General features: G+C 54.6%; 18 protein-coding genes. All 18 read left to right on the plus strand.

Features of this window, described 5'->3' with window-relative positions:
- Positions 1–355: 355 nt before the first annotated feature.
- The 18 genes from ilvI (at position 356) to ftsZ (ending at position 21,051) form a co-directional block, all read left to right on the plus strand.
- Complete coding sequence (gene ilvI, locus WH298_RS13100; RefSeq protein ID WP_180823049.1) at positions 356–2,080, plus strand: acetolactate synthase 3 large subunit; 1,725 nt, start codon at positions 356–358, stop codon at positions 2,078–2,080.
- 2 nt (positions 2,081–2,082) lie between these two features.
- The gene (ilvN, locus tag WH298_RS13105; protein ID WP_007885011.1) at positions 2,083–2,574 is read left to right on the plus strand and encodes an acetolactate synthase small subunit; all 492 of its coding nucleotides are present in this window, start codon (positions 2,083–2,085) and stop codon (positions 2,572–2,574) included.
- A 197-nt stretch (positions 2,575–2,771) separates the two neighbouring features.
- Positions 2,772–3,782, plus strand: coding sequence for a catabolite repressor/activator (gene cra / locus WH298_RS13110; RefSeq protein WP_007885012.1), 1,011 nt, complete (start codon positions 2,772–2,774; stop codon positions 3,780–3,782).
- 491 nt (positions 3,783–4,273) lie between these two features.
- The gene (gene mraZ, locus WH298_RS13115; protein WP_007885013.1) at positions 4,274–4,732 is read left to right on the plus strand and encodes a division/cell wall cluster transcriptional repressor MraZ; all 459 of its coding nucleotides are present in this window, start codon (positions 4,274–4,276) and stop codon (positions 4,730–4,732) included.
- Positions 4,733–4,734: 2 nt separating this feature from the next.
- A complete protein-coding gene (rsmH, locus tag WH298_RS13120) occupies positions 4,735–5,676 on the plus strand; it encodes a 16S rRNA (cytosine(1402)-N(4))-methyltransferase RsmH (protein ID WP_049851444.1) in 942 nt (313 codons plus the stop codon).
- The gene (gene ftsL, locus WH298_RS13125; protein ID WP_007885016.1) at positions 5,673–5,993 is read left to right on the plus strand and encodes a cell division protein FtsL; all 321 of its coding nucleotides are present in this window, start codon (positions 5,673–5,675) and stop codon (positions 5,991–5,993) included. The genes rsmH and ftsL overlap by 4 nt, the downstream gene beginning before the upstream one ends.
- A gap of 16 nt (positions 5,994–6,009) precedes the next feature.
- Positions 6,010–7,776, plus strand: coding sequence for a peptidoglycan glycosyltransferase FtsI (locus tag WH298_RS13130; RefSeq protein WP_180823050.1), 1,767 nt, complete (start codon positions 6,010–6,012; stop codon positions 7,774–7,776).
- Positions 7,763–9,250 carry a UDP-N-acetylmuramoyl-L-alanyl-D-glutamate--2,6-diaminopimelate ligase gene (murE, locus tag WH298_RS13135; protein WP_180823051.1) on the plus strand — a complete coding sequence of 496 codons (1,488 nt, stop codon included), beginning with the start codon at positions 7,763–7,765 and terminating at the stop codon, positions 9,248–9,250. Before WH298_RS13130 ends, murE begins: the two co-directional genes overlap by 14 nt.
- Positions 9,247–10,608, plus strand: coding sequence for a UDP-N-acetylmuramoyl-tripeptide--D-alanyl-D-alanine ligase (gene murF, locus WH298_RS13140; RefSeq protein ID WP_180823052.1), 1,362 nt, complete (start codon positions 9,247–9,249; stop codon positions 10,606–10,608). The genes murE and murF overlap by 4 nt, the downstream gene beginning before the upstream one ends.
- Positions 10,602–11,684: a phospho-N-acetylmuramoyl-pentapeptide-transferase gene (gene mraY, locus WH298_RS13145; RefSeq protein WP_007888613.1), complete on the plus strand. Its 1,083-nt coding sequence runs from the start codon at positions 10,602–10,604 to the stop codon at positions 11,682–11,684. The genes murF and mraY overlap by 7 nt, the downstream gene beginning before the upstream one ends.
- Positions 11,685–11,686: 2 nt before the next feature.
- Entirely contained in the window at positions 11,687–13,003 is a 1,317-nt protein-coding gene (gene murD, locus WH298_RS13150) for a UDP-N-acetylmuramoyl-L-alanine--D-glutamate ligase (RefSeq protein WP_180823053.1), read from the plus strand.
- Positions 13,003–14,217 carry a cell division protein FtsW gene (gene ftsW / locus WH298_RS13155; RefSeq protein ID WP_007888617.1) on the plus strand — a complete coding sequence of 405 codons (1,215 nt, stop codon included), beginning with the start codon at positions 13,003–13,005 and terminating at the stop codon, positions 14,215–14,217. The genes murD and ftsW overlap by 1 nt, the downstream gene beginning before the upstream one ends.
- Positions 14,214–15,272 (plus strand): undecaprenyldiphospho-muramoylpentapeptide beta-N-acetylglucosaminyltransferase, encoded by a 1,059-nt coding sequence (murG, locus tag WH298_RS13160; protein WP_180823054.1) that lies wholly within the window; start codon positions 14,214–14,216, stop codon positions 15,270–15,272. Before ftsW ends, murG begins: the two co-directional genes overlap by 4 nt.
- Before the next feature lie 70 nt (positions 15,273–15,342).
- Positions 15,343–16,818 (plus strand): UDP-N-acetylmuramate--L-alanine ligase, encoded by a 1,476-nt coding sequence (murC, locus tag WH298_RS13165; RefSeq protein ID WP_007888621.1) that lies wholly within the window; start codon positions 15,343–15,345, stop codon positions 16,816–16,818.
- A complete protein-coding gene (locus tag WH298_RS13170) occupies positions 16,811–17,731 on the plus strand; it encodes a D-alanine--D-alanine ligase (protein WP_180823055.1) in 921 nt (306 codons plus the stop codon). The genes murC and WH298_RS13170 overlap by 8 nt, the downstream gene beginning before the upstream one ends.
- Position 17,732: 1 nt before the next feature.
- Positions 17,733–18,572, plus strand: coding sequence for a cell division protein FtsQ (gene ftsQ, locus WH298_RS13175; protein WP_180823056.1), 840 nt, complete (start codon positions 17,733–17,735; stop codon positions 18,570–18,572).
- The gene (ftsA, locus tag WH298_RS13180; protein WP_007888634.1) at positions 18,569–19,825 is read left to right on the plus strand and encodes a cell division protein FtsA; all 1,257 of its coding nucleotides are present in this window, start codon (positions 18,569–18,571) and stop codon (positions 19,823–19,825) included. Before ftsQ ends, ftsA begins: the two co-directional genes overlap by 4 nt.
- 71 nt (positions 19,826–19,896) lie before the next feature.
- Complete coding sequence (gene ftsZ / locus WH298_RS13185; RefSeq protein ID WP_007888638.1) at positions 19,897–21,051, plus strand: cell division protein FtsZ; 1,155 nt, start codon at positions 19,897–19,899, stop codon at positions 21,049–21,051.
- The last annotated feature ends 82 nt before the right edge of the window (positions 21,052–21,133 follow it).

Consider the following 21,133-nt stretch of genomic DNA (forward strand, 5'->3'; position numbering starts at 1 on the left):
TCTTATAACACGCTGCAAATAATTGCTTAGCCAGCATTATCCTCTGTGGTTATGACAAAGCATTAGTTTAATCCTCCCAGGCGATAATCACGCGTTAGTGCCTTAATTGCCGGATAGAGCCTGAGGTGGCATGCTGGCGTTTGCAGGCTGCGTAGTCTGCGGTTATGGTAATCGACCTACTCTTAAAAGAATTAACTCAAGTAGATTCCCTGTACCTGGAAGGCGGAAATGAACGCCGTCTTCTGAGCATAAACATAAGGTTTTGATCTTAATTGGCAAGCGGGGGCCGGATATCAGTGGCGTGCGGGAAACGCGAACGTCAGTGGATTCAGTCCCTCAAGCCTGGAGGCAGAAAATGGAGATGTTGTCAGGAGCCGAAATGGTCGTCCGTTCGTTAATCGATCAGGGCGTTAAGCAGGTATTCGGCTATCCGGGCGGAGCGGTGCTCGATATTTACGATGCGCTGCAAACGGTCGGTGGTATTGACCATGTATTGGTGCGTCATGAACAAGGCGCGGTGCATATGGCCGATGGCCTTGCGCGTGCGACGGGCGAGGTTGGGGTGGTGCTGGTGACCTCCGGTCCGGGCGCCACTAACGCGATCACCGGTATCGCAACGGCCTATATGGACTCCATCCCGATGGTGATTCTGTCGGGCCAGGTGCCCTCTTCACTGATCGGCTATGATGCGTTCCAGGAGTGCGACATGGTCGGCATCTCCCGTCCGGTGGTGAAGCACAGCTTCCTGGTGAAAAATACCGAAGAAATTCCAACCGTATTGAAAAAGGCCTTCTGGCTGGCAGCGAGCGGTCGTCCGGGACCGGTGGTAATCGATCTACCAAAAGATATCCTCAATCCTGCCAATAAGTTGCCATACGTATGGCCGGAAACGGTGAGCATGCGCTCTTACAATCCGACCATCCAGGGCCATAAAGGACAGATTAAGCGCGCATTGCAAACGTTATTAGCGGCCCATAAGCCGGTGATTTACGCGGGTGGTGGCGCGATCATGTCTGGCTGTGAAGCTGAACTGCTGCAGCTGGCGGAAAAACTGAATATCCCGGTAACTATGTCGTTAATGGGCCTGGGCGTGTTCCCTGGCACGCATCGTCAGAGTGTCGGGATGCTGGGTATGCACGGCACTTACGAAGCCAACATGACTATGCACAATGCCGACTTGATTTTCGGTATTGGCGTACGTTTCGATGATCGCACCACCAACAATCTGGCGAAGTACTGCCCGAATGCCACCATCATGCATATCGACGTCGATCCGACCTCGATCTCCAAAACCGTTAGCGCGGATATTCCGATTGTCGGTGATGCAAAACAGACGCTGACTCAAATGCTTGAGCTGCTGGCGCAAAGCGATGCGAAGCAGGAGCTCGATAGCTTGCGCGATTGGTGGCAAACCATTGATGGCTGGCGTAGCCGTAAGTGCCTGGAATTTGATCGCACCAGCGACAAGATTAAGCCGCAGGCGGTGATCGAAACCATCTGTCGTTTGACCAAAGGTGACGCTTACGTCACCTCTGACGTGGGCCAGCATCAGATGTTCGCTGCGCTTTATTACCAGTTCGACAAACCACGTCGTTGGATCAACTCCGGTGGCCTGGGCACCATGGGCTTCGGCCTGCCCGCTGCGTTGGGTGTGAAGATGGCGCTGCCGGATGAAACGGTTATCTGCGTGACCGGTGATGGCAGCATCCAGATGAACATTCAGGAGCTGTCAACCGCACTGCAATACGATTTGCCGGTGCTGGTGCTGAACCTCAACAACGGCTTCCTCGGCATGGTGAAGCAGTGGCAGGACATGATTTACTCCGGCCGCCACTCGCAGTCTTATATGCAATCGCTGCCTGACTTCGTCCGTCTGGCTGAAGCCTATGGCCACGTCGGCATCGCGATTCAACATCCTGCCGAACTGGAAGAGAAGCTTCAGCTGGCGCTGGACACGCTGGCAAAAGGGCGTCTGGTGTTTGTTGATGTGAATATTGACGGCAGCGAGCATGTTTACCCGATGCAGATTCGGGGTGGTTCGATGGATGAGATGTGGCTGAGCAAAACGGAGAGGACTTAATTATGCGTCGTATTTTATCGGTTCTGCTGGAAAATGAATCCGGCGCATTGTCCCGTGTCGTGGGACTGTTCTCGCAACGTGGCTACAACATTGAAAGCCTGACTGTAGCGCCCACCGATGATCCTACGTTATCCCGCATGACCATCCAAACGGTTGGCGACGCGAAAGTGCTGGAGCAGATCGAGAAGCAACTGCATAAGCTAGTGGACGTGTTACGCGTCAGCGAACTGGGGCAGGGCGCCTATGTAGAGCGCGAGATCATGCTGGTGAAAATTCAGGCCAGCGGTTACGGTCGTGAAGAAGTGAAGCGCAGCGCGGAAATTTTCCGTGGTCAGATTATCGATGTGACGCCGACGCTTTACACGGTTCAGCTGGCGGGCACCAGCGATAAACTTGATGCGTTTCTCAACACTGTACGTGATGTAGCGGAAATTGTTGAAGTGGCGCGTTCAGGAATCGTTGGTGTGTCACGCGGCGATCGCGTTATGCGTTAATAACCCAGAGAAAAGATTACATTCAGTGCTAACCCGGCGAAATGCCGGGTTTTTTTATTTTATGCGCTTAACCAGGATGCTGGAGAAAAGCGGTTGCTCAGCGTAGTTTTCTGCGGTTAGATGTTACAAATGTTTTATCCATAGCTAATCTGCGGATATTTTCGCCAGCGCTGGCTTAACAGAATTAAGGTGTCATCGTGAAACTGGATGAAATTGCGCGCCTGGCAGGCGTGTCGCGCACTACGGCCAGCTACGTAATAAATGGCAAAGCGCGGCAGTATCGTGTCAGCGAAAAAACCGTCGAAAAAGTCATGGCGGTGGTGCGTGAACACAATTATCACCCCAATGCCGTTGCGGCTGGGCTGCGTGCCGGCCGGACGCGCTCTATTGGTCTGGTAATCCCCGATTTGGAAAACACCAGTTACACCCGCATTGCAAATTATCTGGAGCGTCAGGCGCGACAGCGCGGCTATCAGCTGCTGATTGCCTGCTCGGAAGATCAGCCCGATAACGAAATGCGCTGTATTGAGCATCTGCTGCAGCGTCAGGTCGATGCCATCATTGTTTCTACCTCATTACCGCCAGAGCACCCGTTCTATCAGCGATGGATCAATGATCCCTTACCGATTATCGCTCTGGACCGCGCGCTGGATCGTGAACACTTTACCAGCGTGGTAGGAGCCGATCAGGATGATGCCCAAGCGTTGGCGGCTGAATTGCGTCAGCTGCCGGTGAAAAATGTGCTGTTCCTTGGCGCACTGCCTGAGCTTTCAGTGAGTTTCCTGCGCGAACTGGGCTTCCGCGATGCGTGGAAGGATGACGAGCGCCCTATCGATTACATTTACTGTAATAGCTTCGATCGTGCCGCCGCGGCAACGCTGTTTGAAAGCTACCTCGAAGATCATCCTATGCCGGACGCGCTGTTCACCACCTCATTTGGGCTATTACAGGGTGTGATGGACATTACGCTTAAGCGCGATGGTCGCCTGCCAACCGATCTGGCAATTGCTACCTTTGGTGATCATGAATTGCTCGATTTCCTGGAATGCCCGGTACTGGCAGTGGGTCAGCGTCACCGCGATGTCGCCGAGCGTGTGCTGGAGTTAGTATTAGCCTCGCTGGATGAGCCACGCAAACCGAAGCCTGGTTTAACGCGCATCCGCCGAAATTTATTCCGCCGTGGACAATTAAGTCGCCGCGCAAAATGAAATTGTGGGCAGTTCGCTGCCCCTTTTAATTTAACCAGTAGATATTTCTCAAGAACCTGCCGGGGTAAAAAAGCGTAAATTATCGCCACCACAGCTAACAATTTAAACCTGTTAACTTTTCTTATTTGTTTACATGTTCATCAACGAGTCATAGCAGAGCTGGCGCGAAGCTGCTGGGCTTCCTTTCAGAAATCCCCTAAAATGCAGCCGCTGTCGCAGAACGCAGGGCAAATATATTTCAGCGCTAAAGCGCTTTATTTTTCGCCAATTTATATTTCGCGGAAATTTTTATTCCACTATTCATCAGGTTAATTTTAATTTTGCCGCTCAATGTCGCTTTATTCCCGTCTCCAATTAATTTCACCCGTTGTAAATAGTGATATTCACTTGCCGTTGCGGCTTGACAAGGATTTCATAGGCTCCGTAAACTCGTTTCGTGGTAAAAAGTGGGATAAAGTGGTGAAAACGGGTGATTGAGGGGTAAGGCTGGCATGTTCCGTGGAGCAACGTTAGTCAATCTCGACAGTAAAGGGCGATTAGCAGTACCAACACGCTATCGTGAATTGCTTGTCGCAGAGTCTCAGGGGCAAATGGTATGCACCATTGACCTCCACCAGCCATGCCTGCTGCTTTATACCCTGCCCGAATGGGAAATCATTGAGAAAAAGCTGTCTCGCTTATCCAGCATGAATCCTGCAGAGCGTCGCGTACAGCGACTGCTGTTAGGGCATGCCAGTGAGTGTCAGATGGATAATGCGGGCCGTTTGTTGTTAGCGAATACGCTGCGACAACACGCGGGCCTGACCAAAGAAGTGATGCTGGTTGGACAGTTCAATAAATTTGAGCTGTGGGATGAACAGACCTGGTATCAACAAGTTAAGGACGATATTGACACAGAACAGTCGGCTCAGGAGCCTTTATCTGAGCGGTTGCAGGACTTGTCGCTATAGCTATGCAGGAAAATTTCAAACACACCACAGTGCTGCTGGATGAGGCGGTTAACGGCCTCAATATCAGGGAAGACGGCATTTACATTGACGGCACTTTTGGTCGCGGCGGTCATTCGCGCTTAATTCTTTCACAGCTTGGCGAGAAAGGACAACTGATCGCGATTGATCGCGATCCGCAAGCGATAGCCGCAGCTGCTGAGATAAACGATCCCCGTTTTTCCATCGTCCACGGGCCGTTTTCGGCGCTGGCGGAATATGTCGAAGAGCGCGGTCTGACCGGCCAAATTGATGGCGTATTGCTGGATCTGGGCGTCTCGTCACCACAGCTGGATGATGCCGAACGCGGCTTCTCCTTTATGCGTGACGGACCGCTGGATATGCGTATGGATCCAACTCGTGGGCAATCAGCAGCTGAATGGCTAATGAGTGCGGAAGAAGCGGATATCGCTTTCGTGATTAAAACCTACGGTGAAGAGCGTTTCGGTAAACGTATCGCGCGTGCCATCGTAGAACGCAATCGTGAGCAGCCCATGACTCGCACCAAAGAGTTGGCCACCGTTATCGCTGCTGCGATGCCGGTGAAAGACAAATTTAAGCATCCGGCGACGCGTACCTTCCAGGCGATTCGTATCTGGATCAACAGCGAGCTGGAAGAGATCGATACCGCACTAAAAGGTGCGCTGTCTGTTCTCGCTCCCGGCGGCAGATTGTCGATCATCAGCTTCCATTCGCTGGAAGATCGCTTAGTGAAGCGTTTTATGCGCGATCAGAGCCGCGGTCCACAGGTGCCAGCCGGCATCCCAATGACCGAGTCGCAGCTCAAAGCGTTAGGCGGTCGTGAACTCAAAACGCTTGGCAAGCTGATTCCGGGTGAAGCTGAAGTGAACGAAAACCCACGTGCACGCAGTTCTGTTTTGCGTATCGCGGAGAGAACAGCGTCATGATTGGCAACGAGCGTCACAGCCTGCCTGGCGTTATCGGTGGAGACCTGCTGCGTTTTGGCAAGATTCCACTGTTACTGCTGATTGCGGTGCTAGTGTCCTCCGTCGTGGTCGTGACGACCACACATAAGACGCGCCTGCTGACAGCGCAGCGTGAACAGCTGGTGCTGGAGCGTGATGCGCTCGATATCGAGTGGCGCAACCTCATTCTTGAAGAGAACGCCCTTGGCGATCACAGCCGCGTAGAGCGGATAGCAACCGATAAACTGCAAATGCAGCATGTTGATCCTTCACAGGAAAATATTGTGGTGCAGAAATAAGGAATCGCAGAACTCAATGAGTGGCGCAGGTAAAACGCTGAAGTTAAAAAAACAAGAAGATAAGGCCAGCTTTGTAAGCTGGCGCTTTGCGTTACTGTGCGGGTGTATTTTACTGGCGCTGGGTGGACTGCTGTCGCGCGTAGCGTGGTTACAGGTGATCAACCCCGATAAGCTGGTGAAAGAGGGCGATTTACGCTCGCTGCGCGTTCAGTCGGTGCCAACGGCGCGCGGGATGATCAGCGATCGTGCGGGTCGTCCACTGGCGGTGAGTGTGCCGGTGAATGCGATCTGGGCCGATCCGAAAGAACTGACTGAGCACGGCGGCGTATCGCTGGATAGCCGCTGGAAAGCATTGTCCGATGCGTTATCAATCCCGCTTGATCAACTCGCAGCACGCGTTAATGCCAACCCGAAAGGGCGCTTTATTTATCTGGCGCGTCAGGTCAATCCGGCAATCGGCGAGTATGTGAAAAAACTTAAGCTGCCGGGCATCTATCTGCGTGAAGAGTCGCGTCGCTACTATCCGGCGGGCCAGGTTACTGCGCACCTGATTGGCTTCACCAACATTGATGGTCAGGGCATTGAGGGTATTGAGAAGAGCTTCGATAAATGGCTGACTGGCGCGCCGGGTGAACGTACCGTGCGTAAAGACCGCAACGGTCGCGTCATTGAAGATATCTCTTCGGTTGATAGCCGTGCGGCGCATAACCTAACGCTGAGCATTGATGAGCGTCTGCAAGCGCTGGTTTATCGTGAACTGAATAACGCCGTGGCCTTCAACAAAGCCGAATCGGGCACTGCCGTATTGGTGGATGTGAATACCGGTGAAGTGCTGGCAATGGCGAACAGTCCCGCTTATAACCCGAATAATCTTAGCAATACGCCGAAAGACGTAATGCGTAACCGCGCCATCACTGACATCTTCGAGCCAGGTTCTACCGTGAAACCCATGGTGGTGATGACGGCTTTACAGCGTGGTGTGGTGAAAGAAAACAGCGTCCTGAATACCGTGCCGTACCGCGTTAATGGTCACGAGATCAAAGACGTGGCGCGCTATAACGAATTGACCCTTACCGGGGTTTTACAGAAGTCGAGTAACGTCGGGGTTTCACGTTTGGCGTTAGCGATGCCCTCCTCAGCGCTTGTAGATACTTATGCACGCTTTGGCTTGGGTAAACCGACCAATTTGGGGCTGGTCGGGGAGAGCAGTGGCTTATACCCTCAAAAACAACGGTGGTCTGACATAGAGAGGGCCACCTTCTCTTTCGGCTACGGGCTAATGGTAACGCCGTTACAGTTAGCGCGAGTCTACGCAACCATTGGCAGCTATGGCATCAATCGCCCGCTGTCGATCACCAAAGTTGACCCGCCAGTGGCAGGTGAACGCGTTTTCCAGGAAGACCTGGTGAAAACGGTGATGCACATGATGGAGAGCGTTGCGTTGCCAGGCGGTGGTGGGGTTAAAGCCGCCATCAAGGGCTATCGCATTGCCATTAAAACCGGTACTGCCAAGAAAGTTGGACCGGACGGACGCTACGTCAACAAATACATTGCTTACACCGCTGGCGTTGCACCTGCCAGCCGTCCTCGTTTTGCGCTGGTGGTGGTGATCAACGATCCCCAGGCCGGTAAATATTATGGTGGTGCGGTTTCAGCACCGGTGTTTGGCGCCATCATGGGCGGCGTGTTGCGTACCATGAACATTGAACCTGATGCGCTGCCAACAGTTGATAAGAACGAGTTGGTGAAGAATAGAAGTGAGGAATCAAGTGACAGATCGTAACCTGCGCGACTTACTGGCCCCATGGGTGCCGGGTGCGCCGGCGCGTCCACTCCGTGACATGACACTGGACAGCCGCGCTGCGGCTGCTGGCGATCTGTTTATCGCCGTGGCGGGCCATCATGCTGATGGACGTCGTTTTATTCCACAGGCTATTGCACAAGGTGTGGCAGCGGTGATTGCCGAAGCCGAAGGTGAGGCCAGCGATGGTGATATCCGCGAGATGCACGGCGTCCCGGTTATCTATCTGGCGCAGTTGCAGCAGCGTCTCTCTGCACTGGCCGGACGCTTTTATCAGCAGCCTGCGAGCAAACTGAAGTTAATTGGTGTTACCGGCACCAACGGTAAAACCACCACCACGCAGTTGATGGCGCAGTGGGCCAATCTGTTGGGTGAAGCCGGCGCCGTGATGGGCACGGTAGGAAATGGCCTTTACGGTCAACTGGTGGCAACTGAAAACACTACCGGCTCTGCAGTGGATGTGCAGCATGTTCTGAATGATTTGGTCGAGCAGGGCGCAACCCTGACGGCGATGGAAGTGTCTTCACATGGGCTGGTGCAGCACCGCGTGGCAGCGTTGCCGTTTGCCGCGGCGGTATTTACCAACCTGAGCCGCGATCACCTCGATTATCACGGTGATATGCAGGGCTATGAATCCGCTAAATGGCTACTGTTCTCTGAGCATCAAATCGGTGCAGCCATCATCAACGCTGATGATGAGGTTGGCCGTCGCTGGCTGGCAAAATTGCCCGATGCTGTAGCGGTAACCATGGAAGACAACTTGCAATCAGGCTGCCATGGCCGCTGGCTCAAAGCCACGGCGGTGAATTATCACGACGGCGGCGCACATATTCAATTCAGCTCCAGCTGGGGCGACGGCGAGTTTGATAGCCGTTTGATGGGCGCGTTCAACGTTAGCAACCTGCTACTGGCGCTGGCTACCTTGCTAACGCTGGATTATCCGCTTGCTGCGCTGGTTGCCACCGCACCACAATTATTACCGGTTTGTGGTCGTATGGAAGTGTTCACCGCGCCAGAAAAACCCACAGTCGTGGTTGATTACGCCCACACGCCTGATGCGCTGGAAAAAGCGCTGGAAGCGGCGCGTCTGCACTGTAAAGGCCAGCTGTGGTGCGTGTTTGGCTGCGGCGGCGATCGTGATAAAGGCAAACGTCCATTGATGGGCGCGATTGCTGAGCAATTCTCCGACATCGTGGTGATCACCGACGATAATCCGCGCAGCGAAGAGCCGATGTCGATTGTGAATGATATTCTCACCGGCCTGCTCGACCCGGGTCGTGCACGCGTCGTTTCAGGACGTGCGCAGGCGGTGACCAACGCCGTCATGCAAGCCAGTGTGGATGACATCGTGCTGGTGGCCGGTAAAGGCCACGAAGATTATCAAATCATTGGTAACCGCCGTCTGGATTACTCGGATCGCGACACCGTCGCCCGTTTGCTGGGGGTGGTCGCATGATTCCCGTTTCTCTGCAAACCCTCGCAGATATCAGCGGCGGCAAGCTGCACGGCGCTGATTTAACCGTTGCCGATGTCACAACCGATACGCGCAAAGTTACTGCCGGCAGCCTGTTTGTTGCGCTGGTAGGCGAACGTTTTGATGCTCATGATTTCGCCAGCGATGCCATTGCAAGCGGCGCTCAGGCTCTGCTGGTCAGTAAGCTATTGCCGATTTCTACCGCGCAGGTAGTGGTGGCCGATACGCGTATTGCCTTCGGACAACTCGCGGCATGGGTGCGCCAACAGGCGAAAGCGCGCGTGGTTGCCCTGACGGGATCGTCCGGTAAAACCTCGGTCAAAGAGATGACCGCCGCAATTTTGCGTCAGTGCGGCGAGACGCTCTATACCGCAGGTAACCTGAATAACGATTTCGGTGTACCGATGACGCTACTGCGTCTAACGAAAGAGCATGCCTACGCGGTGATTGAGCTGGGTGCCAACCATCAGGGCGAGATTGCCTACACCACCGCGCTGGTGCGTCCGGAAACCGCGCTGGTGAATAACCTTGCCGCCGCTCATCTGGAAGGTTTTGGTTCGCTAGCAGGAGTGGCGAAAGCCAAGGGCGAAATCTTTAACGGCTTGCCGGTGCACGGCACCGCTATCGTTAACGCCGACAGTAATGATCTGGCCAACTGGCAAACGCAGTTTGTGGATAAAACGTTGTGGCGCTTCTCGCCGCAGCCGATGGCCGATGCCGAATTCCGCGCCAGTGATATTGTGCTGCGCGCTGATGCCACGCTCTTTACCCTGCATACACCGCGTGGCGATATCGCGGTTGAGTTGCCGCTGCCGGGCCGTCATAACATCGCCAATGCGTTAGCAGCTGCCGCGCTGGCGCTGTCAGTGGATGCACCGCTGACTGCGATTCAAAATGGCCTTAAAACCTTACAGCCCGTTCCTGGTCGTCTGTTCCCGATTCGTCTCGCGGCCAATCAGTTGCTACTGGATGACAGCTATAACGCCAACGTGGGTTCGATGACCGCCGCTGCGCAGGTACTCGGCGATATGCCGGGCTTCCGCGTGATGGTGGTAGGCGATATGGCGGAGTTGGGCGATGAAGCTGAACTCTGCCATCGACAGGTTGGCGATGCGGCAAAAGCGGCAGGCATCGATCGCGTGCTGAGCACCGGCTCATTAAGCCAGCTGATTGGTGAAAATAGCGGCAAAGGCGAGCATTTCGCCAGTAAAACCGCGCTGACTGAACGTTTACGCACATTGCTGTCCGAACATCAGGACATCACTATTTTGGTTAAAGGTTCACGTAGTGCCGCCATGGAGCAGGTAGTACAGAGCTTACAGGAGAAAGGAACATGCTAGTCTGGCTGGCCGAACATCTGGTCGCATTTTATTCCGGCTTTAACGTCTTCTCATATTTGACGTTCCGCGCCATTGTCAGCCTGCTGACCGCTCTGTTCATTTCTCTGTGGATGGGACCACGTCTGATTGCCTGGCTGCAGAAACTGCAGATTGGTCAGGTGGTGCGTAACGACGGCCCCGAGTCACACTTCAGCAAACGTGGCACGCCAACGATGGGCGGCGTGATGATCCTTACCTCCATCACCATTTCGGTGCTGATGTGGGCGTATCCCTCCAATCCATACGTTTGGTGTGTTCTGGTGGTGCTGGTTGGTTTTGGCATCATCGGCTTTGTTGATGACTATCGCAAAGTGGTGCGCAAAGACACTAAAGGTCTTATCGCGCGCTGGAAATACTTCTGGATGTCAGTGATTTCACTCGCTGTGGCCTTCGCGTTGTTTATCGCTGGCAAAGATACTCCCGCGACACAACTGGTGGTGCCGTTCTTTAAGGACGTTATGCCGCAGCTGGGCTTGTTCTACGTGGTGTTGGCCTACTTCGTGATTGTCGGTACCGGTAACGCCGTTAACTTAACGGATGGCCTTGATGGGCTGGCAATTATGCCAACCGTGTTCGTGGCGGCGGGCTTTGCGCTGGTGGCGTGGGCAACCGGTAACGTCAAATTCGCTGAGTATCTGCACATTCCTTATTTACGGCACGCCGGTGAACTGGTGATTGTCTGTACCGCGATTGTCGGAGCGGGGCTCGGATTTTTGTGGTTCAACACCTATCCAGCACAAGTGTTCATGGGCGATGTCGGTTCATTAGCGCTGGGCGGCGCGCTTGGGACTATTGCAGTGCTGCTGCGCCAGGAGTTCCTGCTGTTGATTATGGGCGGCGTGTTTGTCGTAGAAACCCTGTCGGTAATTCTGCAGGTGGGATCGTTCAAGCTGCGCGGACAACGCATTTTCCGCATGGCACCGATTCACCATCACTATGAATTGAAAGGCTGGCCGGAGCCGCGCGTCATCGTGCGCTTCTGGATTATTTCGCTGATGCTGGTGCTGATTGGCCTGGCAACGCTGAAGGTACGTTAATCATGGCTGACTATCGGGGCAGAAAAGTCGTCATCATCGGATTAGGCATTACTGGCCTGTCCTGTGTTGATTTCTTCCTTGCGCAAGGCGTTACGCCACGCGTGATGGATACCCGTGTCTCGCCGCCGGGACTGGACAAGCTGCCAGCCTCGGTTGAGCGCTATGTTGGCGGTATCAACAGCGATTGGCTGCTGGCGTCGGATCTGATTATTGCAAGCCCGGGTATCGCACTGGCACATCCTGCCTTAAGCGAGGCTGCTGATGCTGGCATTGAGATCATTGGCGATATCGAGTTGTTTTGTCGCGAAGCGCAGGCCCCGATTGTGGCGATTACTGGTTCAAACGGCAAAAGCACCGTGACGACGCTGGTGGGCGAAATGGCCCGCGCAGCAGGTTGGCAGGTGGGCGTTGGCGGCAACATTGGTTTGCCGGCGCTGACGCTACTGAAATCGCCAGCGCAGCTCTATGTGCTGGAGTTGTCCAGCTTCCAGCTCGAAACTACCCACAGTTTAAAAGCCGCGGCTGCGACGATCCTCAATCTTACCGAGGATCATATGGATCGCTATCCGTTGGGCATGCAGCAATATCGCGCGGCTAAGCTGCGCATTTACGAAAATGCCAGCGTCTGCGTAGTGAATGCTGATGATGGCATGACGATGCCGGTGCGCGGTGTTGATCAGCGCTGCGTGAGCTTCGGTATCAACCTTGGCGATTATCATCTCAATCAGCAGCAGGGCAGCACCTGGCTGCGGGCGAAGGGCGAGAAAGTCCTGAATACCGATGAGATGACGTTGGTGGGGCAACATAACTACACCAACGCGCTGGCAGCACTGGCATTGGCTGACGCGGTGAACATTCCGCGCGCCTCCAGCCTGAAAGCCTTAACCACGCTCACCGGCCTGGCGCACCGCTTTCAGTTGGTGCATGAAGCCAATGGCGTGCGCTGGATTAACGATTCAAAAGCCACCAACGTCGGCAGCACTGAAGCGGCGCTGAATGGGCTGCAGGTAAAAGGAACGTTATGGCTGCTGCTCGGCGGCGACGGTAAGTCGGCTGATTTCAGCCCGCTGGCGCGCTATCTGCAGGGTGACAAGGTGAAGCTGTTCTGCTTTGGTCGCGATGGCGATGCCTTAGCGGCGCTGCGCCCGGAGATTGCCACGCGCACCGACACTATGCAGCAGGCGATGACGCAAATTGCTGCACAGGTGACAGCCGGCGATATGGTGCTGCTGTCACCTGCTTGCGCCAGCCTCGATCAATTCCGCAATTTTGAGCAGCGTGGCGATCAGTTCGCGCAGCTGGCGAAGGAGTTGAGTTGATGCGCATTCCTGGAGCCGGTATCGCCAACTATCTGTCACTGCGCCTACGCGATTGGGTGATGGGCGCACGCGACAATGATGATGCGCCGGTGGTGCTGTACGATCGCACGCTGCTATGGCTGACCTTTGGGCTGGCGCTGATCGGTTTCGTGATGGTGACCTCGGCATCCATGCCGGTGGGTCAACGTTTGAACGAAGATCCATTCTATTTTGCCAAGCGTGATGCGTTTTATATCGCACTGGCGTTTGGCATGGCGTTAGTGACATTGCGCATCCCGATGGATTTCTGGCAGCGCTACAGCAACGTAATGCTGATGGTTTCGGTTGTGATGCTGCTGATCGTATTAGTGGTGGGTAGCTCGGTAAATGGTGCGTCGCGCTGGATTGCCCTTGGCCCGCTGCGTATTCAGCCAGCTGAGCTCTCAAAATTAACGCTGTTCTGCTATCTCGCCAGCTATCTGGTGCGCAAAGTGGAAGAGGTGCGTAACAACTTCTGGGGCTTCTGTAAGCCGATGGGTGTGATGGTGGTGCTGGCGGTATTGCTGCTGGCCCAGCCCGACCTCGGCACCGTGGTGGTGCTGTTTGTTACCACACTGGCGATGCTGTTTCTCGCCGGTGCGAAAATGTGGCAGTTCCTGGCGATCATTGGCTCCGGCATTTTTGCTGTGGTGCTGCTGATCATCGCCGAACCTTACCGTATGCGCCGCGTTACTTCCTTCTGGAATCCATGGGAAGATCCCTTTGGTAGCGGCTATCAGCTCACGCAGTCATTGATGGCGTTTGGACGCGGTGAGTTCTGGGGCCAGGGCTTAGGCAACTCGGTGCAGAAACTGGAATATCTGCCGGAAGCACACACTGACTTTATCTTCTCCATCATCGGCGAAGAGTTGGGTTATGTCGGTGTGGTTTTGGCGCTGTTGATGGTATTCTTCGTCGCTTTTCGCGCGATGTCGATTGGTCGCCGTGCTCTGGAGATCGATCAGCGCTTCTCAGGCTTCCTCGCTTGTTCAATTGGCGTGTGGTTTAGCTTCCAGGCGCTGGTTAATGTCGGTGCGGCCGCGGGTATGCTGCCGACCAAAGGTCTGACACTGCCGCTGATCAGTTACGGTGGTTCGAGTCTGATCATCATGTCGACCGCCATCGTGTTTTTATTGCGCATAGATTATGAAACGCGTCTGGCAAAAGCCCAGGCGTTTACCCGAGGTGCTCGATGAGTGGCAAACGGCTGATGGTCATGGCAGGCGGTACTGGTGGACACGTGTTCCCCGGTCTGGCCGTTGCCCATCACCTGATGGAACAAGGCTGGCAGGTTCGCTGGCTGGGAACCGCTGACCGAATGGAAGCGGATTTGGTGCCGAAAAACGGTATTGAGATTGATTTTATCCGCATCAGCGGTTTGCGCGGTAAAGGTGTGAAAGCGCAGTTACTGGCACCGGTACGCATCATTAATGCGTGGCGCCAGGCGCGTCGCATCATGAAAAACTGGCAGCCGGATGTGGTGCTGGGCATGGGCGGTTATGTTTCAGGTCCCGGTGGTTTAGCGGCATGGAGCTGCGGGATTCCGGTGGTACTGCATGAGCAGAACGGCATTGCCGGACTCACCAACAAGTGGCTGGCAAAAATCGCTACCAAAGTGATGCAGGCATTTCCGGGCGCATTCCCTAACGCCGAAGTGGTGGGAAATCCGGTGCGTACCGATGTGTTAGCTCTGCCGTTACCCGCAGTGCGACTGAGCGGACGTTCTGGGTCGATTCGCGTGCTGGTAGTGGGTGGCAGTCAGGGCGCTCGCATCCTCAATCAGACCGTGCCACAAGTGGCTGCTGAGTTGGGCGAAGCGATTACGGTTTGGCACCAAACCGGTAAAGGCGGACTGGAAATCGTGCAGCAGGCTTATCATGCAGCCGGCCAGCCGCAACATAAAGTCACCGAATTTATCGATGACATGGCAGAAGCCTACGCGTGGGCGGATGTGGTTGTCTGTCGCTCCGGCGCATTGACGGTCAGTGAAGTCGCTGCCGCAGGTTTACCGGCGATCTTCGTGCCGTTCCAGCATAAAGATCGTCAGCAGTACTGGAATGCGTTGCCGCTGGAAAAAGCGGGCGCAGCCAAAATTTTCGAGCAGCCGCAATTTACTGCGGCTGTAGTAGCGGACACGCTGCGTCACTGGGATCGCACCACATTATTGGCGATGGCAGAGAAAGCCCGTCAGGTGGCGATTCCCGATGCAACCGAGCGGGTTGCAAATGAAGTGGCACGTGTCGCGAAGTAAATTAATCGGCCAGTTGATTTGGCCCGTACCTTCAGCAGGTACAAACGGGAAAAACAGGTAATTGAAACAGATGAATACACAACAATTGGCAAAACTGCGTTCTATTGTGCCCGAGATGCGTCGCGTCCGGCACATTCACTTTGTCGGCATCGGTGGTGCTGGCATGGGCGGTATTGCCGAGGTGTTGGCGAACGAAGGTTATCACATCAGCGGTTCTGATCTGGCGCCGAACCCGGTGACACAGCATTTGGCCGCGTTGGGCGCGACGATTTACTTCAACCATCGCCCGGAAAACGTCACCGATGCGAGTGTAGTCGTGGTGTCTACGGCCGTGGCGCAGGATAACCCTGAGCTGGTGGCCGCGCGCGAACAGCGCATTCCCGTGATTCGTCGCGCGGAGATGCTGGCCGAACTGATGCGCTTCCGTCACGGCATTGCCGTGGCTGGCACGCACGGTAAAACCACCACTACCGCAATGGTGACCAGCATTTATGCGGAGGGCGGACTGGATCCGACTTTCGTCAACGGTGGCTTAGTGAAAGCTGCGGGAACGCATGCGCGCCTTGGCAGCAGCCGTTACCTGATTGCGGAAGCGGACGAAAGTGACGCGTCCTTCCTGCATCTGCAGCCGATGGTGGCGATTGTTACCAACATCGAAGCCGACCATATGGACACTTATCAAGGCGATTTCGAGAACCTGAAGCAGACCTTCATTAACTTCCTGCACAACCTGCCATTCTACGGACGTGCGGTGATGTGTGTTGATGACGCGGTGATTCGTGATCTGATTCCGCGTGTAGGCCGCCAGGTTACCACATACGGCTTCAGCGAAGACGCCGATGTACGTATCGAGAATTACGAACAGCGTGGCGCGCAAGGTCATTTCACTCTGATTCGCCATGATAAACCGGTGCTGAAAGTGACGCTGAATGCGCCCGGTCGACATAACGCATTAAACGCGGCGGCGGCTGTGGCCGTAGCCAGCGAAGAAGGGATTGAAGACAACGCGATTCTGGCCGCACTGGAGAGCTTCCAGGGAACCGGGCGCCGCTTTGACGTACTGGGCGAGTTTGATACCGCCGCCGTCAATGGCAACCCGGGCAGCGCGATGTTGGTCGATGATTATGGCCACCATCCAACCGAAGTTGATGTCACCATCAAAGCGGCACGTGCGGGCTGGCCTGACAAAAAGCTGGTTATGGTGTTCCAGCCGCATCGCTACACGCGTACGCGTGACCTGTTTGATGATTTCGCCAATGTGCTGTCGCAGGTTGATGTACTGCTGATGCTGGATGTTTATCCAGCCGGTGAAGCCGCCATTCCGGGCGCTGACAGTCGCTCGCTGTGCCGCGCGATTCGTAATCGTGGCAAGGTTGATCCCATTTTGGTCTCTGAGCATGACGCTTTACCAGATGCTTTGGCACCGTTGCTGTCGGGCGACGATCTGGTGATCGTTCAGGGCGCAGGTAACATCGGCAAGATTGCACGTAAGCTGGCCGATAGCCAACTGCAGCCGGCGGTTAAGACGGAGGCGCGTCATGACTGAGAAGGTCGCAGTATTGATGGGCGGTACCTCGGCAGAGCGTGAAGTGTCGCTGATGTCAGGTGCGGCCGTGCTGGCCGGGCTGCGTGAAATGGGCATTGATGCACATGCTGTTGATACGCGTGATGTGTCGGTGCTGGATCTGAAACAGCAAGGCTTTGCTAAGGCGTTTATCGCGCTGCACGGCCGCGGTGGCGAAGACGGCACGTTACAAGCGGTGCTGGATTTTTTGCAGCTGCCGTATACCGGCAGCGGCGTGATGGCTTCTGCCATCACCATGGACAAACTGCGCAGTAAATTGCTGTGGCAGGGCAGGGGATTGCCTTCAGGCAAATTCGTCTGGCTAACGCGTCAGCAGCATCAGCAAGGTTTGGATGCGGATACCGTTGCCGCCATACAAGCATTGGGTTTACCGCTGTTTGTTAAGCCAAGCTGCGAAGGTTCCAGCGTTGGCATCAGCCGCGTAAACCATGCGGATGCGCTACCTGCGGCGTTAGAAGAAGCATTTCGTCATGATGACGACGTATTAATTGAAGCTTTTTTAAGCGGCGCAGAGTACACCGTAGGCATCGTGGGTGAACAAATTCTGCCTTCTATCAGAATTAAAACCGCCAGCGAGTTCTATGACTATGAAGCTAAATACATTTCTGACGATACTGAATACTTCTGTCCGAGCGGTTTAAGTGCTGAGCGAGAAGCAGAATTGCAGAAATTGGTATGGGCAGCCTGGCGCGCGCTGGGTTGCAGCGGCTGGGGCCGCGTTGACGTGATGGCCGATGGTGAGGGTAATTTCCAGCTGCTGGAAGTGAATACCTCGCCAGGCATGACCAGCCATAGTTTGGTGCCAATGGGCGCTAAGCAGGCGGGATACAGCTTCCCTCAATTGGTAGCGCGTATTCTGGAGCTGGCTGACTGATATGTCTCAGGCGGCGATACGAGTACGCAATCGCGAACCTCAGGAGCGTCTACGCTCCGGGCGTAGCAACGGTGCACGACTGTTCGGCATCGTGTTCCTGCTGATTGTGCTGGGCATCATGGTGGCGGGCGGCCTTGTGGTGCTGAAGTGGATGAATGACGCCTCGCGCTTACCCTTATCAAAGCTGGTAGTAACGGGCCAAACCCACTACACCACGCATGATGATATTCGCCAGGCCATTTTATCGCTCGGTGCACCGGGGACATTCATGTCGCAGAACGTGGATATCATCCAGCAGCAGATTGAGCGTTTACCCTGGATTAAGCAGGTCAGTGTGCGGAAGCAGTGGCCTGATGAGCTGAAGATAAACCTGGTGGAGTATGTTCCGGTCGCACGTTGGAACGATTCACACATGGTCGATGCCGATGGCGTCTCCTTCAGCGTCCCGGCCAGCCACGTTGGCAAAGAAACCTTGCCAATGCTGTATGGCCCGGAAGGCAGTGAAAATGAGGTGTTAGCCGGCTATCACACCATGAGTGATGTGTTGAAGGCTAACAAGTTTACCCTGAAGGTCGCGTCGATGACGGCGCGGCGCTCGTGGCAGTTGGTGACCAGTGACGATGTGCGCATCGAGTTGGGACGCAGCGATACCATGAAGCGTCTGAACCGTTTTATAGAGCTTTATCCGGATCTGCAGCAGCATGGTCTGAGTCAGAATCAGCGCATCACCTATGTCGATTTGCGATATGACTCCGGCGCCGCAGTTGGTTGGGCAGCAGCACCGATTGAGCCACAGGACAGTAATCAGCAACAGAACCAGGCACAGGCTAAACCACAATGATCAAGGCAACGGACAGAAAACTGGTAGTAGGACTCGAAATTGGCACCGCGAAGGTGTCCGCCCTGGTTGGGGAAATTCTGCCCGATGGTATGGTCAATATTATTGGGGTGGGCAGTTGCCCGTCTCGCGGCATGGATAAAGGCGGCGTAAACGATCTTGAGTCGGTGGTGAAATGCGTACAGCGAGCCATCGATCAGGCTGAACTGATGGCGGATTGCCAGATTTCATCGGTCTACCTTGCTTTATCGGGCAAACATATCAGTTGCCAGAACGAAATCGGGATGGTTCCGATTTCGGAAGAGGAAGTGACTCAGGATGATGTAGAGAACGTGGTGCATACGGCGAAATCCGTTCGCGTACGTGATGAACATCGTATCCTGCATGTCATTCCGCAGGAATATGCCATCGATTACCAGGAAGGCATCAAGAATCCGGTGGGACTTTCCGGCGTGCGTATGCAGGCGAAAGTACATTTGATCACCTGCCACAACGATATGGCAAAAAATATTGTCAAAGCCGTTGAACGTTGCGGCCTGAAAGTTGACCAACTGATTTTTGCCGGACTGGCCTCCAGTTTCTCAGTATTAACTGAAGACGAACGTGAGCTGGGAGTCTGTGTTGTTGATATCGGTGGCGGTACAATGGATATCGCTGTCTATACTGGCGGTGCACTGCGTCATACCAAAGTGATCCCGTATGCTGGGAACGTGGTAACCAGTGATATTGCCTACGCTTTTGGCACGCCGCCAACTGACGCGGAAGCGATTAAAGTGCGTCACGGTTGTGCATTGGGCTCGATTGTCGGCAAAGACGAAAACGTAGAGGTGCCGAGCGTGGGTGGTCGTCCACCACGTAGCCTGCAGCGTCAAACGCTGGCGGAAGTGATTGAGCCGCGTTACACCGAACTGCTGAATCTGGTCAATGACGAGATTCTGCAACTACAGGAGCAGCTGCGCCAGCAGGGCGTAAAACATCATCTGGCAGCGGGTATCGTGCTGACCGGTGGTGCGGCGCAGATTGAAGGTTTGGCAGCCTGCGCACAGCGCGTGTTTCACACGCAAGTGCGCATTGGACAGCCGCTTAACATCACCGGCCTGACGGATTATGCGCAGGAGCCGTATTACTCTACGGCGGTTGGCCTGCTGCATTACGGCAAAGAGTCACACATGAACGGTGATGCAGAAACGGAAAAACGTGCTTCGGTGGGCAATTGGTTTAAGCGAATCAACAGCTGGCTGAAGAAAGAGTTTTAATTTTTGAAAAAGGAGATCATGCTGGCAATGTTTATGATCTCCAGGCGACAGGCACATAACGGAGAGAAATCATGTTTGAACCTATGGAATTAACCAATGACGCGGTGATTAAAGTCATCGGCGTCGGCGGTGGCGGCGGCAACGCCGTAGAGCACATGGTACGCGAGCGTATCGAAGGTGTAGAATTCTTCGCTGTAAACACCGACGCGCAAGCGTTGCGTAAGACAGCGGTCGGCCAGACGATCCAGATCGGGACCAATATCACTAAAGGTCTCGGTGCAGGTGCGAACCCAGAAGTGGGCCGTAACTCTGCGGAAGAGGATCGCGAAGCACTGCGTGCTGCGCTGGATGGTGCAGACATGGTGTTCATCGCCGCAGGCATGGGTGGCGGTACCGGTACTGGTGCAGCGCCAGTTGTGGCTGAAGTAGCAAAAGATTTGGGTATCCTGACCGTTGCGGTGGTGACTAAGCCATTCAACTTCGAAGGCAAAAAGCGTATGGCTTTTGCTGAGCAGGGTATCGCCGAACTTTCTAAGCACGTCGATTCATTAATCACTATTCCTAACGACAAATTGCTGAAAGTTCTTGGCCGTGGCATCTCTTTGCTGGATGCGTTTGGTGCAGCCAACGACGTGTTGAAAGGTGCAGTGCAGGGTATCGCTGAGCTGATCACGCGTCCTGGACTGATGAACGTCGACTTTGCGGACGTACGTACCGTGATGTCAGAAATGGGTTACGCCATGATGGGTTCCGGTGTGGCATGCGGTGAAGACCGTGCGGAAGAAGCGGCAGAAATGGCTATCTCCAGTCCACTGCTGGAAGATATCGACCTGTCTGGCGCGCGCGGCGTGTTGGTCAACATCACTGCCGGCTTCGACCTGCGTCTGGACGAGTTTGAAACCGTGGGTAACACTATCCGCGCCTTTGCGTCTGACAACGCTACCGTAGTAATCGGTACATCTCTGGATCCAGAGATGAATGACGAACTGCGCGTAACCGTAGTTGCCACCGGTATTGGCATGGATAAGCGTCCAGAAATCACGTTAGTGACCAACAAACCGGCTACTCAACCTGTGATGGATCATCGCTACCAGCAGCATGGCATGGCGCCACTGCCGCAGGAGCAGAAGCCTGCAGCTAAAGTGGTGAATGAGCAACCAGCATCATCCAGCAAAGAACCCGACTACCTTGATATTCCAGCCTTCCTGCGTAAACAGGCAGACTAAGAATATCCCGATAATTGGGATTCTCCGCTCTTTGTGCTAAAGTATTCCCCCGCTGGTAATTTATACTGGCGGTCGGAAGGGT

This window comes from Pantoea nemavictus, from assembly GCF_037479095.1.
Taxonomy (GTDB): Bacteria; Pseudomonadota; Gammaproteobacteria; order Enterobacterales; family Enterobacteriaceae; genus Pantoea; species Pantoea nemavictus.

Excerpts from the sequence above, each read along its gene's own strand:
- mraY (WP_007888613.1), top strand. The coding sequence starts at position 10,602 with ATGCTAGTCTGGCTGGCCGAACATCTGGTCGCATTTTATTCCGGCTTT.
- WH298_RS13130 (WP_180823050.1), top strand. The coding sequence starts at position 6,010 with ATGAGTGGCGCAGGTAAAACGCTGAAGTTAAAAAAACAAGAAGATAAG.
- ftsL (WP_007885016.1), top strand. The coding sequence starts at position 5,673 with ATGATTGGCAACGAGCGTCACAGCCTGCCTGGCGTTATCGGTGGAGAC.
- murF (WP_180823052.1), top strand. The coding sequence starts at position 9,247 with ATGATTCCCGTTTCTCTGCAAACCCTCGCAGATATCAGCGGCGGCAAG.
- mraZ (WP_007885013.1), top strand. The coding sequence starts at position 4,274 with ATGTTCCGTGGAGCAACGTTAGTCAATCTCGACAGTAAAGGGCGATTA.
- ilvI (WP_180823049.1), top strand. The coding sequence starts at position 356 with ATGGAGATGTTGTCAGGAGCCGAAATGGTCGTCCGTTCGTTAATCGAT.
- ftsA (WP_007888634.1), top strand. The coding sequence starts at position 18,569 with ATGATCAAGGCAACGGACAGAAAACTGGTAGTAGGACTCGAAATTGGC.
- murC (WP_007888621.1), top strand. The coding sequence starts at position 15,343 with ATGAATACACAACAATTGGCAAAACTGCGTTCTATTGTGCCCGAGATG.
- WH298_RS13170 (WP_180823055.1), top strand. The coding sequence starts at position 16,811 with ATGACTGAGAAGGTCGCAGTATTGATGGGCGGTACCTCGGCAGAGCGT.
- rsmH (WP_049851444.1), top strand. The coding sequence starts at position 4,735 with ATGCAGGAAAATTTCAAACACACCACAGTGCTGCTGGATGAGGCGGTT.
- ftsZ (WP_007888638.1), top strand. The coding sequence starts at position 19,897 with ATGTTTGAACCTATGGAATTAACCAATGACGCGGTGATTAAAGTCATC.
- ftsW (WP_007888617.1), top strand. The coding sequence starts at position 13,003 with ATGCGCATTCCTGGAGCCGGTATCGCCAACTATCTGTCACTGCGCCTA.
- ilvN (WP_007885011.1), top strand. The coding sequence starts at position 2,083 with ATGCGTCGTATTTTATCGGTTCTGCTGGAAAATGAATCCGGCGCATTG.
- ftsQ (WP_180823056.1), top strand. The coding sequence starts at position 17,733 with ATGTCTCAGGCGGCGATACGAGTACGCAATCGCGAACCTCAGGAGCGT.
- murG (WP_180823054.1), top strand. The coding sequence starts at position 14,214 with ATGAGTGGCAAACGGCTGATGGTCATGGCAGGCGGTACTGGTGGACAC.
- murD (WP_180823053.1), top strand. The coding sequence starts at position 11,687 with ATGGCTGACTATCGGGGCAGAAAAGTCGTCATCATCGGATTAGGCATT.